Raw genomic sequence first — 18,336 nt, 5'->3', positions numbered from 1 at the left:
GGTCGGTCATACGTGACCACCTCCCTCGAGCCCCGGGACGACGTCGGCGTTCGTCTTGGGGGCGGGCTTCCCGGAGAACAGGCCCCGCAGCCGCTGCAGCGGGGTGGGCGGCAGGGTGCGGTTGGAGCCCCGGGCGTAGTGGCGCTCGATGTAGTACTGGCCGATGGTCAGCACCGAGGTGAAGAACAGGTACCAGAGGCTGACCACGATCAGCAGCGGGATGTTCTGGTAGTTGCGGGAGTAGATGACCTGGCCGGCCCGGAAGATCTCCTCGAGGGAGATCACGGAGACCAGCGAGGTGGTCTTGAGCATCGAGATGGTCTCGTTGCCGGTCGGCGGGATGATCACCCGCATGGCCTGCGGCAGGACGATCCGGCGCATGGTCTGGAACCGGCTCATGCCGAGCGCGTGCGCGGCCTCGGTCTGGCCCTCGTCGACCGACTGGATGCCGCCGCGGACGATCTCCGCCATGTAGGCGGCCTCGTTGAGGCCGAGGCCCAGCAGCGCGGCGACGAAGGTCGGGATCAGCACGTTGGTCTGCTCGGACCAGAACTCCGGCCCCCACGGCACGCCGATCGACAGCTTGGCCCAGATCAGGCCGAGGAAGTTCCAGAACACCAGCTGCACCAGGACCGGGGTGCCGCGGAAGATCCAGATGTAGACCCAGGCGACGCCGGCCAGCAGCGGGTTCGGGGAAAGCCGCATCACCGCGAGGACGATGCCGCCGACCACGCCCATGAGCATGGCGAGAACGGTCAGTTCCAGCGTCACCAGCAGGCCGTGCATGATGCTGTCGTGGAACAGGTACTGACCGACGATGTCCCACTTGAAAGCGGGGTTGGTGAAGAGGGCGCTCACGAGCATCGCCGCGAGTACGGCGATGACGACGGCGCCGGCCCAGCGTCCGGGGTGACGGACGGGGACGGCCCTGATGATCTCGGGCCGCCCCTTCTCCGCCGTCCCCTTGTCCAAAGAGTTCACGGTGTGGCCTCGGGGGAGAAGTGAAGCGTACGAGGGTCAGGAGGCGCCGTTGACGACCGACTTGTCGATGGCGCCGGCCTCGACACCCCACTTGCTGAGGATCTGCTTGTAGGTGCCGTCGTCGATCAGCGACTGGACGGCGCCCTGGACGGCCGGGGTGAGCTTGGAGCCCTTGGCCAGGGCCACGCCGTAGGGGGCCACGCCGTAGGTCTCGCCGACCTTCTCCAGCTGGCCGCCGGACTGCTTGACCGCGTAGTCGACGACCTGGGAGTCGGCCATCAGCGCCTGGTCGCGGCCGGAGACCACGGCGTTGGTGACGTCCGTCTGGAGGTCGAACTTGTCGCCCCCGTTCTGGATGCCCGGCTTGCCGGCCTTGGCGCAGTCGGGGTCGCGGGTGTCCTTGATCTCGTCGGCCTGGGTGGTGCCGGTCTGGACGGCGACCTTCTTGCCGCAGAGGTCCTTCGGGTCGATCTTCTCCGGGTTGCCCTTCTTCACCGCGACGGCGCTGCCGGAGTTGAAGTAGGTGACCATGTCGACGATCTGCTCGCGCTCCTTGTTGTCCGTGAAGGACGACATGCCGAGCTGGAACTTGTTCGACTGGATGCCGGGGATGATCGCGGTGAAGCCGGAGTCCTGGACCTCGGCCTTCAGGCCGAGCTTGGCGGCGATGGCGTTGGCCAGGTCGACGTCCATGCCGATGATCTTGCCGCTGTCGTCCTTGAACTCGTCCGGCGCGTAGGAGGCGTCCGCGCCCACCACGAGCTTGCCGGCCGCCTTGACGTCATCCGGGACGAGCGAGGCCAGCTTGGGATCGGCCTTGACCTCGTTGACGGTCGCGGAGGCGTTGGGGGCGCCACCGCCGTCGCTCTTGCTGCTGCTGCAGCCGGTCAGCACGAGGGAGACCGACGCGGCGACCACACCGGCTGCGAGGAGCCGGCTGCGCTGGGTACGGGTGGTCATGAGGGGGATCTCCATCCTGGGGGAGAGAGGTCGGGCGGAGCGCGCCGCGGGAGCGGCGCACCGGAGCGGCGAGCCGCGCGGCTCGGTACGGGTGCGTGTCGCCGTACGTCGTCGTACGTGCAGGCCGGGTCGTGCAGTTGCCCGGGGCGGGGGTGCCGCCCGGGGGTGTACGAGGTACTGCTTCCGCCACCCTCCGCCGAGGTGGACGTTGACCGGACGGCCTCGACCAGTGGCCGGCTCGATCCGAGATGGGGGGAATCCTGCCATCTGATGACAGTCAGGTGGCCCTTATCCAGATCAAAATCGGATAACGAGGGGTCGCACTGTCCGCTATTCGGACTTATCCCGTGCCCCTGTCACTCTGCGCATAAGTATGCAGACCGGTTCGTGCCGTACCCGGAGGCCCGCCGCCCGCCGGTCAGATGCCCCCGTTGACCACCGCGTTCTGCGCCGCGCCGGCGCTCACGTTCCACTTGGCCAGGATCTTGTCGTACTCGCCGCTGCGGATCAGCTGGTCGATCGTCTTGGCCAGCACGTCGCGCAGCTGCCCGTCGTCCTTGCGCAGCGCGATCCCGTACGGGTTGGAGGTGGACTGCCCGCCGGTCACCTCGAAGCGGGCGCCGCCGTCGGTGGTCTTCGCCGCGTAGGCGGCCACCGGGTAGTCGTTCAGGCCGGCCGCGGCCGCGCCGGAGGCGACCTCGGCCAGCGCCTTGGTGTCGGTGTCCAGCTTGTGGGGGACCAGCGCGGGACGGCCGGCCCGGGCGCAGACGGACACCTGGCGGGTGACGACCTCGTCCTGGGTGGTGCCCTGCTGGAGCGCGACGGTCTTGCCGCACAGGTCGTCCAGGCTCTTGATCGCCTTGGGGTTGCCCTTCGGGACGACGATCGAGGTGCCGGCGATGAAGTAGTCCACGAAGTCCACGCCGGGGCCGGCCTGCTTGCCGTTCTCGTCCAGGGCGTCACGGCGCTTGCGGGTGTCGCTGAGCGCCGACATCGCCATGTCGTACTGCTTGGCCTGGAGGTTCGGCACCAGCTTGTCGAAGGGGGTGTCGACGAACTCGACCCGCACGTCGAGGATCCGGCCCAGAGCGGCGGCGAGTTCCGGGTCGAGGCCGGTCGGGGTGCCGTCCGGGCCGCGGAACTCCACCGGGGCGTAGTTGAGGTCCATGCCCACCCGCAGCACCCCGGCCGACCGCAGGGCCTTCGGCAGCTTGCCGCGCAGGTCCTTGACCGGGTCCTCCGCGGCGGCCTGCCCGCCGCCGCAGCCGGTCAGCAGCAGGGCTCCGGCGGTCGCCAGGGCGGCGGTGGCCGGGATCGGACGGCGGGCGAGGCGGGCGTGACGCATGAGGGCGGCTCCTGTGGGAGGGACGTGCGCCGCCACGGTGTCGCGCGGGTGTACGCGAAATGGCGGACAAGCGATCCTGCCATCCCGGCCTGCCGGGCCCGGCAGCGGGTGTGTCAGAATTCGGTACCGGGTGACCCCCGAACGCTCGAACCAGAGACCGACGAGTCCCGACAGGCTCGCGGTGCTCGGGAACGGAAGTCCTCACGCGGCTCCGTATCCGGGGCGCCGACTCCCTTCGGACCTGCGTTCACTCCTGCGGGTGCGCTCATGCCGCTGCCGCCGCCGGTGCCCTGCGCTGCGACGCCGGGTTCCCGTGACGCGACGGCTCGGCGATGAACCGTACGTGACGAGGACGAAAAGGCATAGGTGCGATGCCGTCGTCCGACCTACGCTCGGCCCGTAAGCACAACGCGGACAACAGAAGACCCATAAAACCCTCATCCGAGGGCGCCGCCCGACGGCAGCGCCCCGACCCTGGCCCCGGGTCCGCTTCGGCGTACCCGGTTTCCGGTTTCCGGCCGGGTCGTCCTCCCGTCGGCCGCGCGTCCTCGCCAGATCAATGACGAAGAGGTCATCGTGGCAGCGGAGATCATCAGCAGCACCCAGGACACCGACGATCCGGTCGACGCGGTTTTCGCGCTCCACCGCGGCGGCAAGATGGAGATCCGGGCGACCGTCCCGGTGCGCGACGCGGACGACCTGTCCCTCGCCTACACCCCCGGTGTCGCCCGGGTCTGCACGGCCATCGCCGAGCAGCCGGAACTGGTCAACGACTACACCTGGAAGTCCAACACCGTCGCGGTGGTCACCGACGGCACCGCGGTGCTGGGCCTCGGCGACATCGGCCCGCAGGCCTCGCTGCCCGTGATGGAGGGCAAGGCCATCCTGTTCAAGCAGTTCGGCGGCGTGGACGCGGTGCCGATCGCGCTCGCGTGCACCGAGGTCGACGAGATCGTCGAGACCGTGGTCCGGCTGGCGCCCTCCTTCGGCGGCGTCAACCTGGAGGACATCTCCGCGCCCCGCTGCTTCGAGATCGAGCGCCGGCTCCAGGAGGCCCTGGACATCCCGGTCTTCCACGACGACCAGCACGGCACCGCGATCGTCTCCACCGCCGCCCTGTGGAACGCCGCCAAGGTGACCGGCCGTGAGATCGGCTCGCTGCGGGCCGTCATCTCCGGCGCCGGCGCGGCCGGCATCGCCATCGCCAAGATGCTGGTCGCGGCCGGCATCGGCGACGTGGCCGTCTGCGACCGCAAGGGCGTGGTGTACGAGGGCCGCGGCGACCTCACCGACGTCAAGGCCGAGATCGCCGCGCAGACCAACCGCACCGGCCTCAAGGGCTCGCTGGCCGACGCGATGGCCGGCGCCGACGTGTTCATCGGCGTCTCCGGCGGCACCGTGCCGGAGGAGGTCGTCGCGACCATGGCCGAGGGCGCGTTCGTCTTCGCGATGGCCAACCCCACCCCGGAGATCCACCCCGAGGTCGCGCACAAGTACGCCGCGGTGGTCGCCACCGGCCGCAGCGACTTCCCGAACCAGATCAACAACGTGCTGGCCTTCCCGGGCATCTTCGCGGGCGCCCTCCAGGTCCGCGCCTCCCGGATCACCGAGGGCATGAAGCTGGCCGCCGCCAAGGCGCTGGCCGGCGTCGTGGCCGACGAGCTGACGCCGCAGAAGGTCATCCCCTCCCCGTTCGACGAGCGGGTCGCGCCGGCGGTCACCAAGGCCGTCGCCGAGGCCGCCCGGGCGGAGGGCGTGGCGCGGATCTGACGATGCGCCGGGGGGAGCGCGCCGGCCACCGCGGCCGCTCCCCCCGCACCCCCCGAGCGTCGACAGTGGGTCAGAGCGCCCGGAGGCGAGCGGGGGAGTCAGAGCCGGGACACGCGTCACACGTTCGCGTGGTTCCCGGCCCCGGCCGTCGGGGCTATCGTCCGGGGCATGTTCGCTGCCTACGCCGCACGTATCGACGCCGCCGACCCGCTGAGCGGGCTGGAGCTGGGCGACCTCCCCGAGCCGCAGGCCCGTCCCGGGTGGAGCGTGGTCACGGTCCGGGCCGCCAGCCTCAACCACCACGACCTCTGGTCGCTGCGCGGGGTCGGCCTGCCCGCCGAGAAGCTGCCGATGATCCTCGGCTGTGACGCCGCCGGCGTCGACGAGCACGGCAACGAGGTGGTCGTGCACTCGGTGATCGGCCAGAGCGGCCACGGGGTCGGCCCGGACGAGCCGCGGTCCATCCTGACGGAGCGCTACCAGGGCACCTTCGCCCAGCGGGTGGCCGTACCCACCTGGAACCTGCTGCCCAAGCCCGCCGAGCTGAGCTTCGAGCAGGCCGCCTGCCTGCCCACCGCCTGGCTGACGGCGTACCGGATGCTGTTCACCAACGCCGGGGTCAAGCCCGGGGACACCGTCCTGGTGCAGGGCGCGGGCGGCGGGGTGGCGACCGCGCTGGTCGTCCTCGGCAAGGCGGCCGGCCTGCGGGTCTGGGTCACCGGACGGGACGAGGCCAAGCGCGCCCGGGCGGTGGAGCTCGGCGCCGACGCGGCCTTCGAGAGCGGCGCCCGGCTGCCCGAGCGGGTGGACGCGGTCATGGAGACGGTCGGCGCCGCGACCTGGTCGCACTCGGTGAAGTCGCTGCGCCCGGGCGGCACCATCGTCATCTCCGGGGCCACCTCCGGCCCCAGCCCGAGCTCCGCCGAGCTGAACCGGATCTTCTTCCTGGAGCTCAAGGTGGTCGGCTCGACCATGGGCACCAAGGAGGAGCTGGCCGGGCTGCTCGCCTTCTGCGCCAACACCGGTGTCCGGCCGGTGATCGACTCGGTGCTGCCGCTGGCCGAGGCCAGGGACGGCTTCGCCCGGCTCGCCAAGGGCGACGTCTTCGGGAAGGTCGTCCTCAACCCCTGACCCGGGGCGCGTCCGACGGCGCCCTGAGCGCCCCGGCACATGTGGCGGCCCGGCACCTCCCGAAGGGGGCACCGGGCCGCCGTTCCGGACCGTCGGCGTCAGCCGAGCAGTCGCTTCAGCCGCTCGCCCGCGGTGCCCAGCACCGTACGGGCCTCGGCAAGCTTGTCCGCGCCCACCCCGCCGTCCCTGGCCGCGTCCCGCACCTGGTCGCGGAAGCGGTCGAGCAGCCGCTCCAGCTCGCGGGCCGGGTCCCCGGCCGGGTCGGTGCGGGCCCACGACGGAAGGTCGGCCGGGGGCTCGTTCTCGTCCTTGTCCAGGTCGATCCTGGTCACGGTGACCTTCTCGCCGGGCTCCGCGGCCGGCTCCTCCGGGCCGTGGCCCCAGCGGGCCGCGTCGGCCAGCCCGGCCAGGCCCTTGGTCAGCTCGGACAGGCCCTCGGCCAGCCCGGTCGGCCAGTCGCCCTTCGCGGCGTGCTCGCGCACCTGCTGCTCGACCCGGCGCTTGATCCGCAGCGCCTCCTGCTGGGCGGCGGTGCGCGAGGCCTTGGCCTGCTCGCGCAGCCGGCGGGCCTCCGCCTCGGCGGCCTTCGCCTTGGCCTTGGCGGCCTGCTCCTGCTCCCGGGCGCGCTTGGCCTGCTCCTTGGCCTGCTGCTTGAACTGGGCGAACTCCTCCTTGGCGCGCTGCCAGGACTCGTTGTCGCCCCAGGGCCCGGCCCACGGGTCGCCGCTCGCGGCGCGCTCCGGCCGGGGCGCCTGCCTGGCGGCGTTCCACAGCTCCTCGCGCAGGTCCTTGGCGCTGTCCCGGACGTCCTCGCGGATCGCCCCGGCGAGCTGCGCCACGGAGTCGTGGATCTCCAGCTCCAGCTCGTCCAACTCGCCCTGCCGGGCTTCGAGTTCGGTACGTCCGGCGTCGGTCAGCCGGTAGACCTTGCGGCCGCCCTCGGTGCTGTGGGTGACCAGGCCCTCCTGCTCCAGCTTGGCCAGCCGCGGGTAGACCGTCCCGGCCGAGGGGGCGTACAGGCCCTGGAAGCGCTCCTCCAGCAGCCGGATCACCTCGTAGCCGTGTCGCGGGGCCTCGTCCAGCAGCTTCAGCAGGTACAGGCGGAGCCGGCCGTGGCCGAACACAGGGGTCATCTCAGGCCTCCTTGGTGAGGTTCGGAGTGCCGGGGCCGGCCGGGAGTTCCTTGACCACCACCGGGCCCTCCTCCTCGGAGTCGGGGCGGCGCAGCACGGTGACCGCGCCGGAGACGGTGGTGACGTTGAGGTTGCCGCGGCCCTCGCCGAGTCGGCCGGAGATCTTCTTGGCGCCCCAGGTGCTGCTCATCTGGAGCTGTTCGAAGGTGCTGGAGACGTCGCCGCTGGTGGAGCCGGCCTCGACGGTGGCGTCGGCCGCGGAGGGGATCCGGACCACGACCTCGCCGCTGACGGTGTTGACCTTGACGTCGGTCTCACCGGCCACGTCGAGGTCCAGGGTGACGGCGCCGGTGACGGTGTTGGCCTGGATCCGGTCGGCGGTGCCGGCGATCACGGTGAGCTGCCCGGAGACGGTGTTGACCTTGAGCTGGCCGCCGACCGCCTGGGCGTCGACGTCGCCGGTGACGGTGCTCGCGTCGATCCGGCCGGTCACCCCGGCGAGGGTGGTGTCGCCGTTGGCGCTCTGCACCGAGACCCGCCCGTCGATGCCGCTGACGGTGGCGTGGGCGGACACGGTGCCGACCTTGACCTCGACCCCGGCGGGGACGGTCACGGTGACGCCGGCGATCCGCTTGCGCTTGAAGGAACCGAAGAAGTTCCGCACCGAGCCGACGGACTTGACCCAGTCGCCGAACTCGCCCCAGCTGTTGATGTCCTTGTACGTGACGGTCAGGACGCCGTCCACCAGGGTCACGTGCAGCGGGTCGCCGACCAGCTCGGTGACCTCGAGACGGGCCGGGCCGTCGGCCGCCACCACGTTCACCGTGCCCTCGATGGTCCGCACGTGCAGCGCGCGCACCGACTCGTCGAAGGTGATCCTCTCGGTGCCCTCGACCGTCCACTGGCTCATCTCTGCCGCCTCCCGTTGGCGATCGCGATGTATCGCGTTCTCTTTTAAAGACGATATATCGCGTGCTGGCAGAGTCAAGCGCTCCGGCCCCCGTCCCGACCCCGATCCGTCCCCGATCCGTCCCCGAGGCTTCCCCTACGGGGACGGCGGAGCTCCGTGCCCGAACACGCGTGAGGCCCGGGAGGCGGCTGCCTCCCGGGCCTCACGACGGCCGTCACCGGGTCACTCGTCGTCCTCGTCGTCGAGCCGCGCCAGCCAGGTGGCCAGCCGCTCGACCGGGACCTCGAAGTCCGGGTTGAGGTCGACGAACGTGCGCAGCTGCTCGGCCAGCCACCCGAGGGTGACCTCCTCCTCGCCGCGCCGGTTCTCCAGCTCCTCGATGCCTCGGTCGGTGAAGTACACGGTTCGCTCCGGTCCGGTGGGGATTGACCTGGTCAGGATAGGGCGTGCGACCTGGTCGGGTCAGCTCGCCCGCCAGGTGCTGACGGTGACCTTGGCGGCCCCGGAGGTCGGGTCCGCCTGCTCGATCGCCACGATGGCGATGTTGCGGGTGACCCGGTCCCGGACGCAGAGCAGCCGGCCGGGCGCGACCCGGTTGTACGAGAGGTCGGTGTCCGGCCGGGAGTCGATCGCGGCGGCGCACTGCTCGGCGGTGACGGACGGCTCGGTGATCACCGCGAAGTCCGACTTGTTGTCGCCGTAGCTGGCGAAGGCGTTGGCCTTGCTGCCGCTGCTGTTGTTGGTGACGCCGAAGCCCCACTTGAGGTCGGTGGAGCGGGGCACCACGGTGCCCGAGTCCAGGTCGATCCGGTAGGCGTCGGAGGAGTAGTCGGCGCTGGGGATCGCCAGCGACTTCTTGTCCAGCATCGGGGAGTAGCCGGTGGGCCGGGCCGGGGCCGAGACGGTGCTCTGGCCGGGCTTCGGGGTCGAGGCCGTCACCGGGTCGGTGGAGGCGGAGGCGCTGGGGGAGGAGGCCGGCTTGGTCGGATCCGGGCCCTGGGTGACGGTGACCGCCGGGGCCGGCCTGGCGTCCGACGCCTTGCCGTCGTCCAGCTTCTTCATCAGCACCACGCCGCCCGCGGTGCCGCCGACCGCCATCACCAGGGCGACGGTGAGCAGCACCTTCCAGGACACCCCGCCCTTGCGCCCGGGCCCGGGCTCCGGGGCCGCGGCGGGCGCCGGGTCGGCGGTGAGCGCCGGCCCGGGCGGCGGGGTGTCGTAGGACGGCGGCTCCGACTGGAGCCGGACGGTCGGCGGGGTGGGCAGCACCGGCGCGGTCGGCGACTCGGTGGGCGGCTGCGGGGCGCCGTACGAGCCGACCGGCGGCGGCGTGAAGCCGTGCGGGGGCGTCGGCGGCTGCTGCGGCGGGTGCACCGCGGTGGCCGGGTGGGTCGGCGCGCCGGGCGGCGGCGGGGGAGTGGCCGGCATCGCGGGCGGCGCGGTCGGCGGGGTGGCGGGCGCGGCCGGCGGCGGGGTCGGGGGTGCCAGAAGGAACTGTTGCTGCGGGAGGTCCGAGCGGCGGGTGATCTCGGTGTTGACCTCGCGCGGCAGCCAGTCGTCGCCGAACCGCAGCTGGCCGCCGACCTCCGGGTGGTTGCGGGCGACCTGGATGATCTCGGCGGGCGCGGGGCGGTCCTCCGGGGACTTCGCCAGGCAGCGCTGGATCAGCTCGCGCAGGTCCGCCGGGACGGCGGTGAGGTCCGCGTCCTCGTGCACCACCCGGTAGAGCACCGCGGTGTCCGGGCCGTCGCCGAACGGCGCGGTGCCGCCGGCCACGTACGCGGCCAGGGCGCCGAGCGCGAAGACGTCGGTGGCCGGGGTGACCGGGCGGCCCTGGGCCTGCTCGGGGGACATGAAGGCGGGGGAGCCGATCCGGTAGCCGGTGCCGGTCAGCGCGGTGGCGTCGGCGGCCCGGGCGATGCCGAAGTCGATCACCCGGGGGCCGTCCCCGGCGACCAGCACGTTGGCGGGCTTGAGGTCGCGGTGGACCACCTCGACGCTGTGGATCGCCTGGAGGGCCTCGGCGATGCCGCCCATCAGCAGCAGCACGGTGCGCACCGGGAGCGCGCCGTTCTCGCGCACCACCTGCTGGAGGGACGGACCGGGGACGTACGCGGTGACCAGCCAGGGGGCGTCGCCGTCCAGGCCGCCGGAGTCGATCACCTGCGCGGTGTAGAGCCCGTGGATGCGCTGGGCGTTGCTGACCTCCTGGGCGAAGCGGCGGCGGAACTCGCCGTCCTCGGCGAACTCCGGGCGCACCACCTTGAGCGCGACCGGGCGCCCGCCCGGGGTGTACGACAGGTAGACCCGGCCCATGCCGCCGGCGCCCAGCCGGGCGAACAGCCGGTAGCCGCCGACCTCCCGCGGGTCGTCCGGGAGGAGCGGCTGGAAGACCGGTGGGAGCTTTCCGGCGTCCCGAGGCGTGTCGGCGGTCATGTGGTGGTCCCCCTGGGAGAGCGGTGAGGCGGTACGGCCGTGGCGGTCGGGCGCGCGGACGGGCACCGGGCCGCCGGACGGCGAGGCATAACCTACCGACCCGTCAGGAGCGCGCGCACCGCGGTTCCGCTTTGGTTGCAGAGCTGGGACCAAAAGGTCGGCGCGCACGGACCCCTGACGGGTACGCGGGAACGCCCGCGGCCCCGCCCTCCGGTGGGAGGACGGGGCCGCGGGCGTGGAGAGTGCGGGCTTCAGCGCGTCAGAGCGCGAAGACCTCCTCGACCAGGGCCTGCTGCTCGGCGGCGTGCCGCTTGGCCGAGCCGACCGCCGGGGACGAGGCCGCGGTGCGGGCGACGCGGCGCAGACGGGCGTCGCCGCCGCTGCGGCCGATGACGACCTGCAGGTGGTCGACCAGGTTCATCGCGATGAACGGCCAGGCGCCCTGGTTGGCCGGCTCCTCCTGCGCCCAGACGAACTGGACGTCGTCGCCGTAGCGGGCCAGCTCCTCCTGGAGCTCGGCCACCGGCAGCGGGTAGAGCCGCTCGACCCGGACGATCGCGGTGTCGGTGACGCCGCGCTCGGTGCGGGCCGCGTCCAGGTCGTAGTAGAACTTGCCGGCGGTGATGACCACCTTGCGGACCTGCGCCGGGTCGACCTTGGTGTCGCCGATGACCGGGCGGAACGAGCCGGACAGGAACTCCTCGGTCGCACTCGCCGCGGCCTTCAGACGCAGCATCGACTTCGGGGTGAAGACGACCAGCGGCTTGTGGTGCGGGTTGTGCGCCTGCCAGCGCAGCAGGTGGAAGTAGTTCGACGGCAGGGTCGGCATGGCGACCGTCATGTTGTTCTGCGCGCACAGCTGGAGGAAGCGCTCCGGGCGGGCGGACGAGTGGTCCGGGCCCTGGCCCTCGTAGCCGTGCGGCAGCAGCAGGGTGACGCCGGAGTGCTGGCCCCACTTCTGCTCGGCGGAGGCGATGTACTCGTCCACCACGGTCTGCGCGCCGTTGACGAAGTCGCCGAACTGCGCCTCCCACATGACCAGCGCGTTCGGGCGGGTCAGCGAGTAGCCGTACTCGAAGCCCATGGCCGCGTACTCCGACAGCAGGCTGTCGTAGACGGTGTAGCGGGCCTGGTCCTCGGTGAGGTACTGCAGCGGGGTGTAGTCCTCGCCGGTCTTGCGGTCGATCAGGACGGCGTGCCGCTGGCCGAAGGTGCCGCGGCGGCTGTCCTGGCCGGCCAGGCGGACCGGGTGGCCCTCCATCAGCAGCGAGCCGATGGCGAGGGTCTCGCCCATCGCCCAGTCGATGGTGTTGTCCTCGACCGAGGCGGCGCGGCGCTGCAGCTGCGGCATCAGGCGCGGGTGGACGGTCAGCCAGTCCGGCAGGTTGACCTGCGAGGCGGCGATCCGCTTGACCATCTCCTGGGAGATGCCGGTCTGGATGGAGACCGGGAAGTCGGCGACCGGCTTGCCGGCGGTGGTGGCGGCCGGCGCCTGGGCCGCGTCGCGGACCTCGGCGAAGACCTTCTCCAGCTGGCCCTGGAAGTCCTGGAGCGCCTGCTCCGCCTCTTCCATGGTGATGTCGCCGCGACCGATCAGGCCCTCGGTGTACAGCTTGCGCACCGAGCGCTTCTTGTCGATCAGGTCGTACATCAGCGGCTGGGTGAACGACGGGTTGTCGGCCTCGTTGTGACCGCGGCGGCGGTAGCAGATGAGGTCGATCACGACGTCCTTGTGGAACGCCTGACGGAACTCGAAGGCGAGTCGCGCGACGCGGACCACGGCCTCCGGGTCGTCGCCGTTCACGTGGAAGATCGGCGCCTCGATCATGCGCGCCACGTCGGTGGAGTACATCGAGGAGCGGCTGCTGGCCGGGGCGGCGGTGAAGCCGACCTGGTTGTTGACCACCATGTGCACGGTGCCGCCGGTGCGGTAGCCGCGCAGCTGCGACATGTTCAGGGTCTCCGCGACGACGCCCTGGCCGGCGAAGGCCGCGTCACCGTGGATCTGGATCGGCAGCACCGGGAAGGTGGTGCCGCCCTGGTCCAGGATGTCCTGCTTGGCGCGGGCGATGCCCTCGACGACCGGGTCCACGGCCTCCAGGTGGGAGGGGTTCGCGGCGAGCGAGACCTTGATGGTCTCGCCGTCCAGGCCGGTGAAGGTGCCCTCGGAGCCGAGGTGGTACTTGACGTCGCCGGAGCCGTGCATCGACTTCGGGTCGAGGTTGCCCTCGAACTCGCCGAAGATCTTGCCGTACGGCTTGCCGACGATGTTGGCCAGCACGTTCAGGCGGCCGCGGTGGGCCATGCCGATGACGGCCTCGTCGAGGCGGTGCTCGGCGGCGGCGTCGATGGTGGCGTCCAGCAGCGGGATGAGCGACTCGCCGCCCTCCAGCGAGAAGCGCTTCTGCCCGACGTACTTGGTCTGCAGGAAGGTCTCGAAGGCCTCGGCCGAGTTCAGGCGGCGGAGGATCCGCAGCTGCTCCTCGCGCTCCGGCTTGGTGTACGGCTTCTCCAGGCGCTCCTGCAGCCACTGGCGCTGCTTCGGGTCCTGGATGTGCATGTACTCGACGCCGACGGTGCGGCAGTACGTGTTGCGCAGCAGGCCGAGGATGTCGCGGAGCTTCATCATCTTCTGGCCGCCGAAGCCGCCGACCGCGAACTCGCGCTCCAGGTCCCACAGGGTGAGGCCGTGGGTGGTGACGTCCAGGTCGGGGTGCTTGCGCTGCTTGTACTCCAGCGGGTCGGTGTCGGCCATCAGGTGGCCGCGGACCCGGTAGGAGTGGATCAGCTCCATGACGCGGGCGGTCTTGTTGACCTCGTCGTCGTGGGTGGTGGCGACGTCGGTGGCCCAGCGGACCGGCTCGTACGGGATCCGCAGCGACTCGAAGATCTCGTCGTAGAAGCCGTTCTCGCCGAGCAGCAGGCGGTGGATCTCGCGCAGGAACTCGCCGGACGCCGCGCCCTGGATGACGCGGTGGTCGTAGGTCGAGGTCAGCGTCATGATCTTGGAGACGCCCAGGCGGGCCAGGGTCTCCGGGGCGGAGCCCTGGAACTCGGCCGGGTACTCCATGGCGCCGACGCCGACGATGGTGCCCTGGTTCTGCATCAGGCGCGGCACGGAGTGCACGGTGCCGATGCCGCCGGGGTTGGTCAGCGAGACCGTGACGCCGGTGAAGTCGTCCATGGTCAGCTTGTTGGCGCGGGCCCGGCGGACGATGTCCTCGTAGGCCTGCCAGAAGCCGAAGAAGTCGAGCGTCTCGGCCTTCTTGATGGCCGCGACGACCAGCTGGCGGTCGCCGTTCGGCTTGACCAGGTCGATGGCCAGGCCGAGGTTGACGTGCTCCGGCTTGACCAGGAAGGCCTTGCCGTCCTCCACCTTGTAGCTGTGGTTCATGCCCGGGGCGGCCTTGATGGCCTGGACCAGGGCGTAGCCGATCAGGTGGGTGAAGGAGACCTTGCCGCCGCGGGCGCGCTGCAGGTGGTTGTTGATGACGATGCGGTTGTCGATCAACAGCTTCGCCGGGACGGCGCGGACCGAGGTCGCGGTCGGCACCTCCAGCGAGGCGTCCATGTTGGTGGCGACGGCCTTCGCCGGGCCGCGCAGCTGGATCAGCTCGGGCCCGGTGGTGGCGGCGGCGGGCGCGGCCGGCGCCGGGGCGGCGGCCTTGGGGGCCGGGGGCGCGGCGGGCGCGGCGGCGAGCGGAGCCGGGGCGGCCGGAGCAGCCGGGGCGGCGGGCGCGGCCGGAGCAGCAGCAGCGGCGGGCGCAGCCGGAGCAGCAGCGGCGGGCGCGGGGGCAGCGGCAGGGGTCGGCGCGGGGCCGGCCTGGGTCGCGGCCTGGGTCACTGGGGTCACCTCGGTACCGGGCTTGTAGTCGGCGAAAAAGTCCCACCAGGCTCGGTCGACCGAGTTCGGGTCCTGGAGGTACTGCTGGTAGATCTCGTCGACGAGCCACTCATTGGGGCCGAAGCCAGTGGAACTTGCCGAGCTGTTGGGGGTTTCAGGGGACTGTGGCGACACGGCGGCAACCGCCCTCTTCCGCTTCCTTTTGGGATGTTTGGACAGCGGGGATTAAGGCTACGCCCCTGACCAGTGATCGCGCAGTCCCCGGGGCCCAGGCGTCGCCCAGATCACAGTGTTGACCTGCACTTTGGCTGAAAAAGTGCGTTAGGAAGCCGCATCTGAGGGGAAGCGATCGGCGCCGAACAGGGCCTATACCCGGACCAAACCGGACAAAAACTCGGTCGAATCCGTTAACGATCTTCGTATGCGTCTGTGTCGGATCTGTGACAAATGTCCCGACCGTCACCTTGGCGCTGCCCGGGCAGCCGGACCTCGATCCGGCAGCCGCGCGGGGACTCGGCCACCGCGATCCGCCCGCCGTGCAGGTCCACCGCCCAGCGGGCGATGGCCAGACCCAGCCCGGTGCCGCCGTCCGCGCCCGGTCCGGCGGCGGTGGCGGTGCCGCTGCGGCCGAACCGCTCGAAGACCCGGGTGCGGTCGGCCGGCGGGATGCCGGGGCCCTCGTCCTCGACCTCCAGCAGCAGGCCGCCCGGCTCGCCCTCCGGTCTCGCCCGCACCGTCACGGTGCCGCCGGGCGGGGAGTGCTTGCAGGCGTTGTCGACCAGGTTGGCGACCACCTGGTGCAGCCGTTCGGGGTCCGCCACGCCGGTCAGGCCGGTCGGGCTGACCTCCAGGGCCAGCCGGACGTCCCCGCGCCGGGAGAAGGCGCCGCCGGCCGTCGCGCCGTCCACGGTGACCCCGCGCAGCACGCCGTCCAGGAACTCGCGCACCTCGAAGGGGCGGGCGTCCAGGTCGACCACGCCGTCGTCGATCTTGGAGAGGTCGAGCAGGTGGGTGACCAGCCGGCCGAGCCGCTCGGTCTGCTCCAGCGCAGCCTCCAGGGTGGCCGGATTGGGCTGGACGACGCCGTCCACCACGTTCTCCAGGACGGCGCGCAGCGCGGCGATCGGCGTGCGCAGCTCGTGCGAGACGTTGGCGACCAGCTCGCGGCGGTGCCGGTCGGCGGCTTGGAGGTCGGAGGCCATGGCGTTGAAGGCGGCCGCCAGCTCGCCGATCTCGTCGCGCGAGCCCGCCTCGACCCGGCGGCTGTAGTCGCCGGAGGCCATCGCGCGGGCGGCGGCCGTCATCTCGCGCAGGGGGGCGGTCAGCCCGTGCGCGAGGAACTGCATGAAGAGCAGCGAGGCGATCATGGAGAAGACCACGATGATCCGGATCTGGGTCTCGGACCGGATCGCCACGACCACCATCCCGGTGGCCAGGAACACGGAGACGATCACGAGCAGGGCGAGTTTGCCCTTGATCGAGCGGACCGGGTCGAGCGGCCGGATGTCGGCCCAGACCCGGCGGGCGGCGCGGGCGGCCAGGTTCTGCTGCCGCGTGCCGTCGGAATCCCCGTTGCGTTGCTGTGGAAAGGTCATTGTCCCCTGTGGTCCCGCGTTGTCCCCCGCGTGGTGGCACGGCGTCGTCCGGACACGGGCCCCCCGGTGGCCCGTCGCCCGTGAGGCGAACGCTAGGAGAGCGGGGCCTCCAGCGCGTAGCCGACGCCGTGGACGGTGCGGATCCAGCTGGCGCCGATCTTCCGGCGCAGCGCCTTGACGTGACTGTCGACGGTGCGGGTGCCGGATGCGTCGGTCCAGTCCCAGACCTCGGCCAGCAGCTGCTCGCGGGTGAGCACGGCGCGCGGCTGGGCGGCCAGGCAGGCGAGCAGGTCGAACTCGGTCGGCGTCAGGTGGACGTCGCCCGAGGCCAGCCGGACCCGGCGCTGCACGTGGTCGATCTCCAGCTCGCCGAACCGCAGGCTGCCCAGCGCGGGCGTGCGGGCGGCCTGCTGGGCGCGCTCCACGCGGCGCAGCAGGACGTTGACGCGGGCGGCCAGCTCGCGCATCGAGAACGGCTTGGTCATGTAGTCGTCGGCGCCCACGCCGAGACCGACCAGCAGGTCCGTCTCGTCGTCGCGGGCGGTCAGCATCAGCACCGGCACCGGGCGCTGGGCCTGGATCCGGCGGCACACCTCCAGGCCGTCGAAGCCGGGCAGCATGATGTCGAGGACGACCAGGTCCGGCTGCCAGGTGTGGAAGCCGTCGACCGCGCCGGGGCCGTCGTGGGCCACGGCGACCTTGAAGCCCTCGGCGCCCAGCCGGGCGGCGATCGACTCGGCGATCGTGGGCTCGTCCTCCACCACCAGCACTCTGCGCTGGCTGCTCACAGTGCCACCGGTGTGCTGGTTGTCCTGCTGGATTTCTGTCACGGTCACGCCACCGCCCCCAGGGCTGCGGGCCGGCCACCTGTGGGGATGGCGGGGCTCCGCTCGTAGTCTTGTTCCGTCGTGGACTGTGCCGGGTCCGCCGTCCCGCCGCGCGATCGGGAGACGGGGACGGATGGTCGGCCGCCCACTTCTCCCGCGCACTTCGCAGCGTACGGACAGCGGATGCTTCCCGGCAGGTGGACCGGACGTTTCCGGCCCGTGGGCCGGCTCTCGGGCCGCCCTCGGACCCACTGCACGAGTGGGCACGGGCCGATACCTTACCCGGCGAATTTTCTCTGCGTAACGGTACGTATGCAGTCCAGTTGACGCCAAGGCGCCGGTCAGAGGCCCTGTTGCCGCGTTGTGGGGGAGAAGGTCTGGACCAATGCCGGGAATCCGGCGGTCCGCCGCGACGACGGTCTTCACGGGCTTTTCCCAGGTGCCTCCCAGAACCTCGACGTACCGTGGCCGCGACAAGACCCGACCGGGCGGAATCCGCGGCGCGCGCCGGTACGTTGGGCACCTGACGAGGAGTCGGTGGCTGCGGCGTGGAGCGGAGGCGGCATGGCGGGACTCGGGCGGGGCGCCGAGGGGTTCGGGGCCGCGGGGGCGCCGTACGGAATGCTCCGCCTCGGGCTGCGCGCCGGCGTCGTGGAATGGCTGCTGGAACGGGTGCCGACGCCCCGGGGAACGCCCTTCACCATCGGATACCTCGCCGTCGTGGGAGTCACCACGACCTTCGCGAGGCTCGCCGATCCGGAACTCGTCCAGCGTCTGCAGGAAGCCTCCAGTTCGGACGGGCACAACCTGCTCCAGCACCCTTTGCGCGCTCTTGTGCTGAGCGGATTCTGGGTGGCCGGCGAGGTGTGGATGCCGTACCTGTGGGGATTCGCCCTCACCCTCGCGCCGCTGGAGCGCAGGGTCGGCCCGGCCAGGGCGGCGGCGGTGTTCGCGGCCGGGCATGTCGCCGCGACGCTGCTCTCCCAGGGTGTGGTGATCACCGCGGTGGAGGCCGGGCGGATGGCTCCCGAGGTGATGGACTACCTGGACATCGGGGTCAGCTACGGCGTGCTCGCCTGTCTGGGCGCGGTCGCCGGGCTGCTCTCCTGGCGCGGGCGGCTGCTGGCGCTGGGCGGTGCCGGGCTGATGATCGCCGAGCAGATCGCCTCCGACCGGGACGTGATCACCGGGGTGGGGCACCCGGCCGCGGTGCTGACCGGGGTCGCGCTGTGGCGCTGGCTGCGCCGGGTCGAGCGGCGCCCGCCCAGGCCGCGGCCGGTCGCCGCGACGGCCTCCGGCGGTGCGCCGGCGCGGGTGCGGGCGGTGCGTTGACACCGTCGCCCGGTCGGGGTTCGCCCAGGCTCGGACGCTCGTCTGTCAGGACTTCCCCAGGAGTCCTTGGGG

The 18,336-nt window shown here is 71.8% G+C and carries 13 protein-coding genes; 3 read left to right on the top strand and 10 right to left on the bottom strand.

Going from position 1 to position 18,336, the window contains the following annotated elements:
- Positions 1–6 precede the first annotated feature (6 nt).
- The 3 genes from ACIQ87_RS04385 to ACIQ87_RS04375 form a co-directional block, all read right to left on the bottom strand.
- Complete coding sequence (locus ACIQ87_RS04385; protein ID WP_402401319.1) at positions 7–981, bottom strand: amino acid ABC transporter permease; 975 nt, start codon at positions 979–981, stop codon at positions 7–9.
- Positions 982–1,017: 36 nt separating this feature from the next.
- Entirely contained in the window at positions 1,018–1,941 is a 924-nt protein-coding gene (locus ACIQ87_RS04380) for an ABC transporter substrate-binding protein (protein WP_402401316.1), read from the bottom strand.
- Between the two features lie 418 nt (positions 1,942–2,359).
- Positions 2,360–3,286 (bottom strand): ABC transporter substrate-binding protein, encoded by a 927-nt coding sequence (locus ACIQ87_RS04375; RefSeq protein ID WP_402401313.1) that lies wholly within the window; start codon positions 3,284–3,286, stop codon positions 2,360–2,362.
- 576 nt (positions 3,287–3,862) lie between these two features.
- Here ACIQ87_RS04375 and ACIQ87_RS04370 point away from each other — a divergent pair.
- Positions 3,863–5,056, top strand: a complete 1,194-nt coding sequence (locus tag ACIQ87_RS04370) for an NADP-dependent malic enzyme (protein ID WP_402401310.1) — start codon at positions 3,863–3,865, stop codon at positions 5,054–5,056.
- 168 nt (positions 5,057–5,224) lie between these two features.
- Complete coding sequence (locus ACIQ87_RS04365) at positions 5,225–6,187, top strand: zinc-binding dehydrogenase (protein ID WP_402401307.1); 963 nt, start codon at positions 5,225–5,227, stop codon at positions 6,185–6,187.
- A 98-nt stretch (positions 6,188–6,285) separates the two neighbouring features.
- Here ACIQ87_RS04365 and ACIQ87_RS04360 read toward each other — a convergent pair whose 3' ends face one another.
- The 7 genes from ACIQ87_RS04360 to ACIQ87_RS04330 form a co-directional block, all read right to left on the bottom strand.
- Positions 6,286–7,320, bottom strand: coding sequence for a PadR family transcriptional regulator (locus ACIQ87_RS04360; protein WP_402401304.1), 1,035 nt, complete (start codon positions 7,318–7,320; stop codon positions 6,286–6,288).
- A 1-nt stretch (position 7,321) separates the two neighbouring features.
- Positions 7,322–8,230: a DUF4097 family beta strand repeat-containing protein gene (locus tag ACIQ87_RS04355; RefSeq protein ID WP_402401301.1), complete on the bottom strand. Its 909-nt coding sequence runs from the start codon at positions 8,228–8,230 to the stop codon at positions 7,322–7,324.
- A 222-nt stretch (positions 8,231–8,452) separates the two neighbouring features.
- Complete coding sequence (locus tag ACIQ87_RS04350; protein WP_049649445.1) at positions 8,453–8,632, bottom strand: DUF6104 family protein; 180 nt, start codon at positions 8,630–8,632, stop codon at positions 8,453–8,455.
- A 60-nt stretch (positions 8,633–8,692) separates the two neighbouring features.
- Positions 8,693–10,666 carry a serine/threonine-protein kinase gene (locus tag ACIQ87_RS04345; RefSeq protein WP_402401298.1) on the bottom strand — a complete coding sequence of 658 codons (1,974 nt, stop codon included), beginning with the start codon at positions 10,664–10,666 and terminating at the stop codon, positions 8,693–8,695.
- Positions 10,667–10,925: 259 nt separating this feature from the next.
- Positions 10,926–14,684, bottom strand: a complete 3,759-nt coding sequence (locus tag ACIQ87_RS04340; RefSeq protein ID WP_402401295.1) for a multifunctional oxoglutarate decarboxylase/oxoglutarate dehydrogenase thiamine pyrophosphate-binding subunit/dihydrolipoyllysine-residue succinyltransferase subunit — start codon at positions 14,682–14,684, stop codon at positions 10,926–10,928.
- Between the two features lie 233 nt (positions 14,685–14,917).
- Complete coding sequence (locus tag ACIQ87_RS04335) at positions 14,918–16,105, bottom strand: sensor histidine kinase (protein WP_402401292.1); 1,188 nt, start codon at positions 16,103–16,105, stop codon at positions 14,918–14,920.
- A gap of 92 nt (positions 16,106–16,197) precedes the next feature.
- Positions 16,198–16,935, bottom strand: a complete 738-nt coding sequence (locus ACIQ87_RS04330; protein WP_392874216.1) for a response regulator transcription factor — start codon at positions 16,933–16,935, stop codon at positions 16,198–16,200.
- A 561-nt stretch (positions 16,936–17,496) separates the two neighbouring features.
- Here ACIQ87_RS04330 and ACIQ87_RS04325 point away from each other — a divergent pair.
- Complete coding sequence (locus ACIQ87_RS04325) at positions 17,497–18,264, top strand: rhomboid-like protein (RefSeq protein ID WP_402401290.1); 768 nt, start codon at positions 17,497–17,499, stop codon at positions 18,262–18,264.
- Positions 18,265–18,336: the final 72 nt, after the last annotated feature.

It is taken from the genome of Kitasatospora sp. NPDC096204 (genome assembly GCF_044763205.1).
Classification (GTDB): Bacteria; Actinomycetota; Actinomycetes; order Streptomycetales; family Streptomycetaceae; genus Kitasatospora.
The sequence above is the reverse complement of the archived record's forward strand: the minus strand, read 5'-3'. Positions and strand labels throughout refer to the sequence as shown.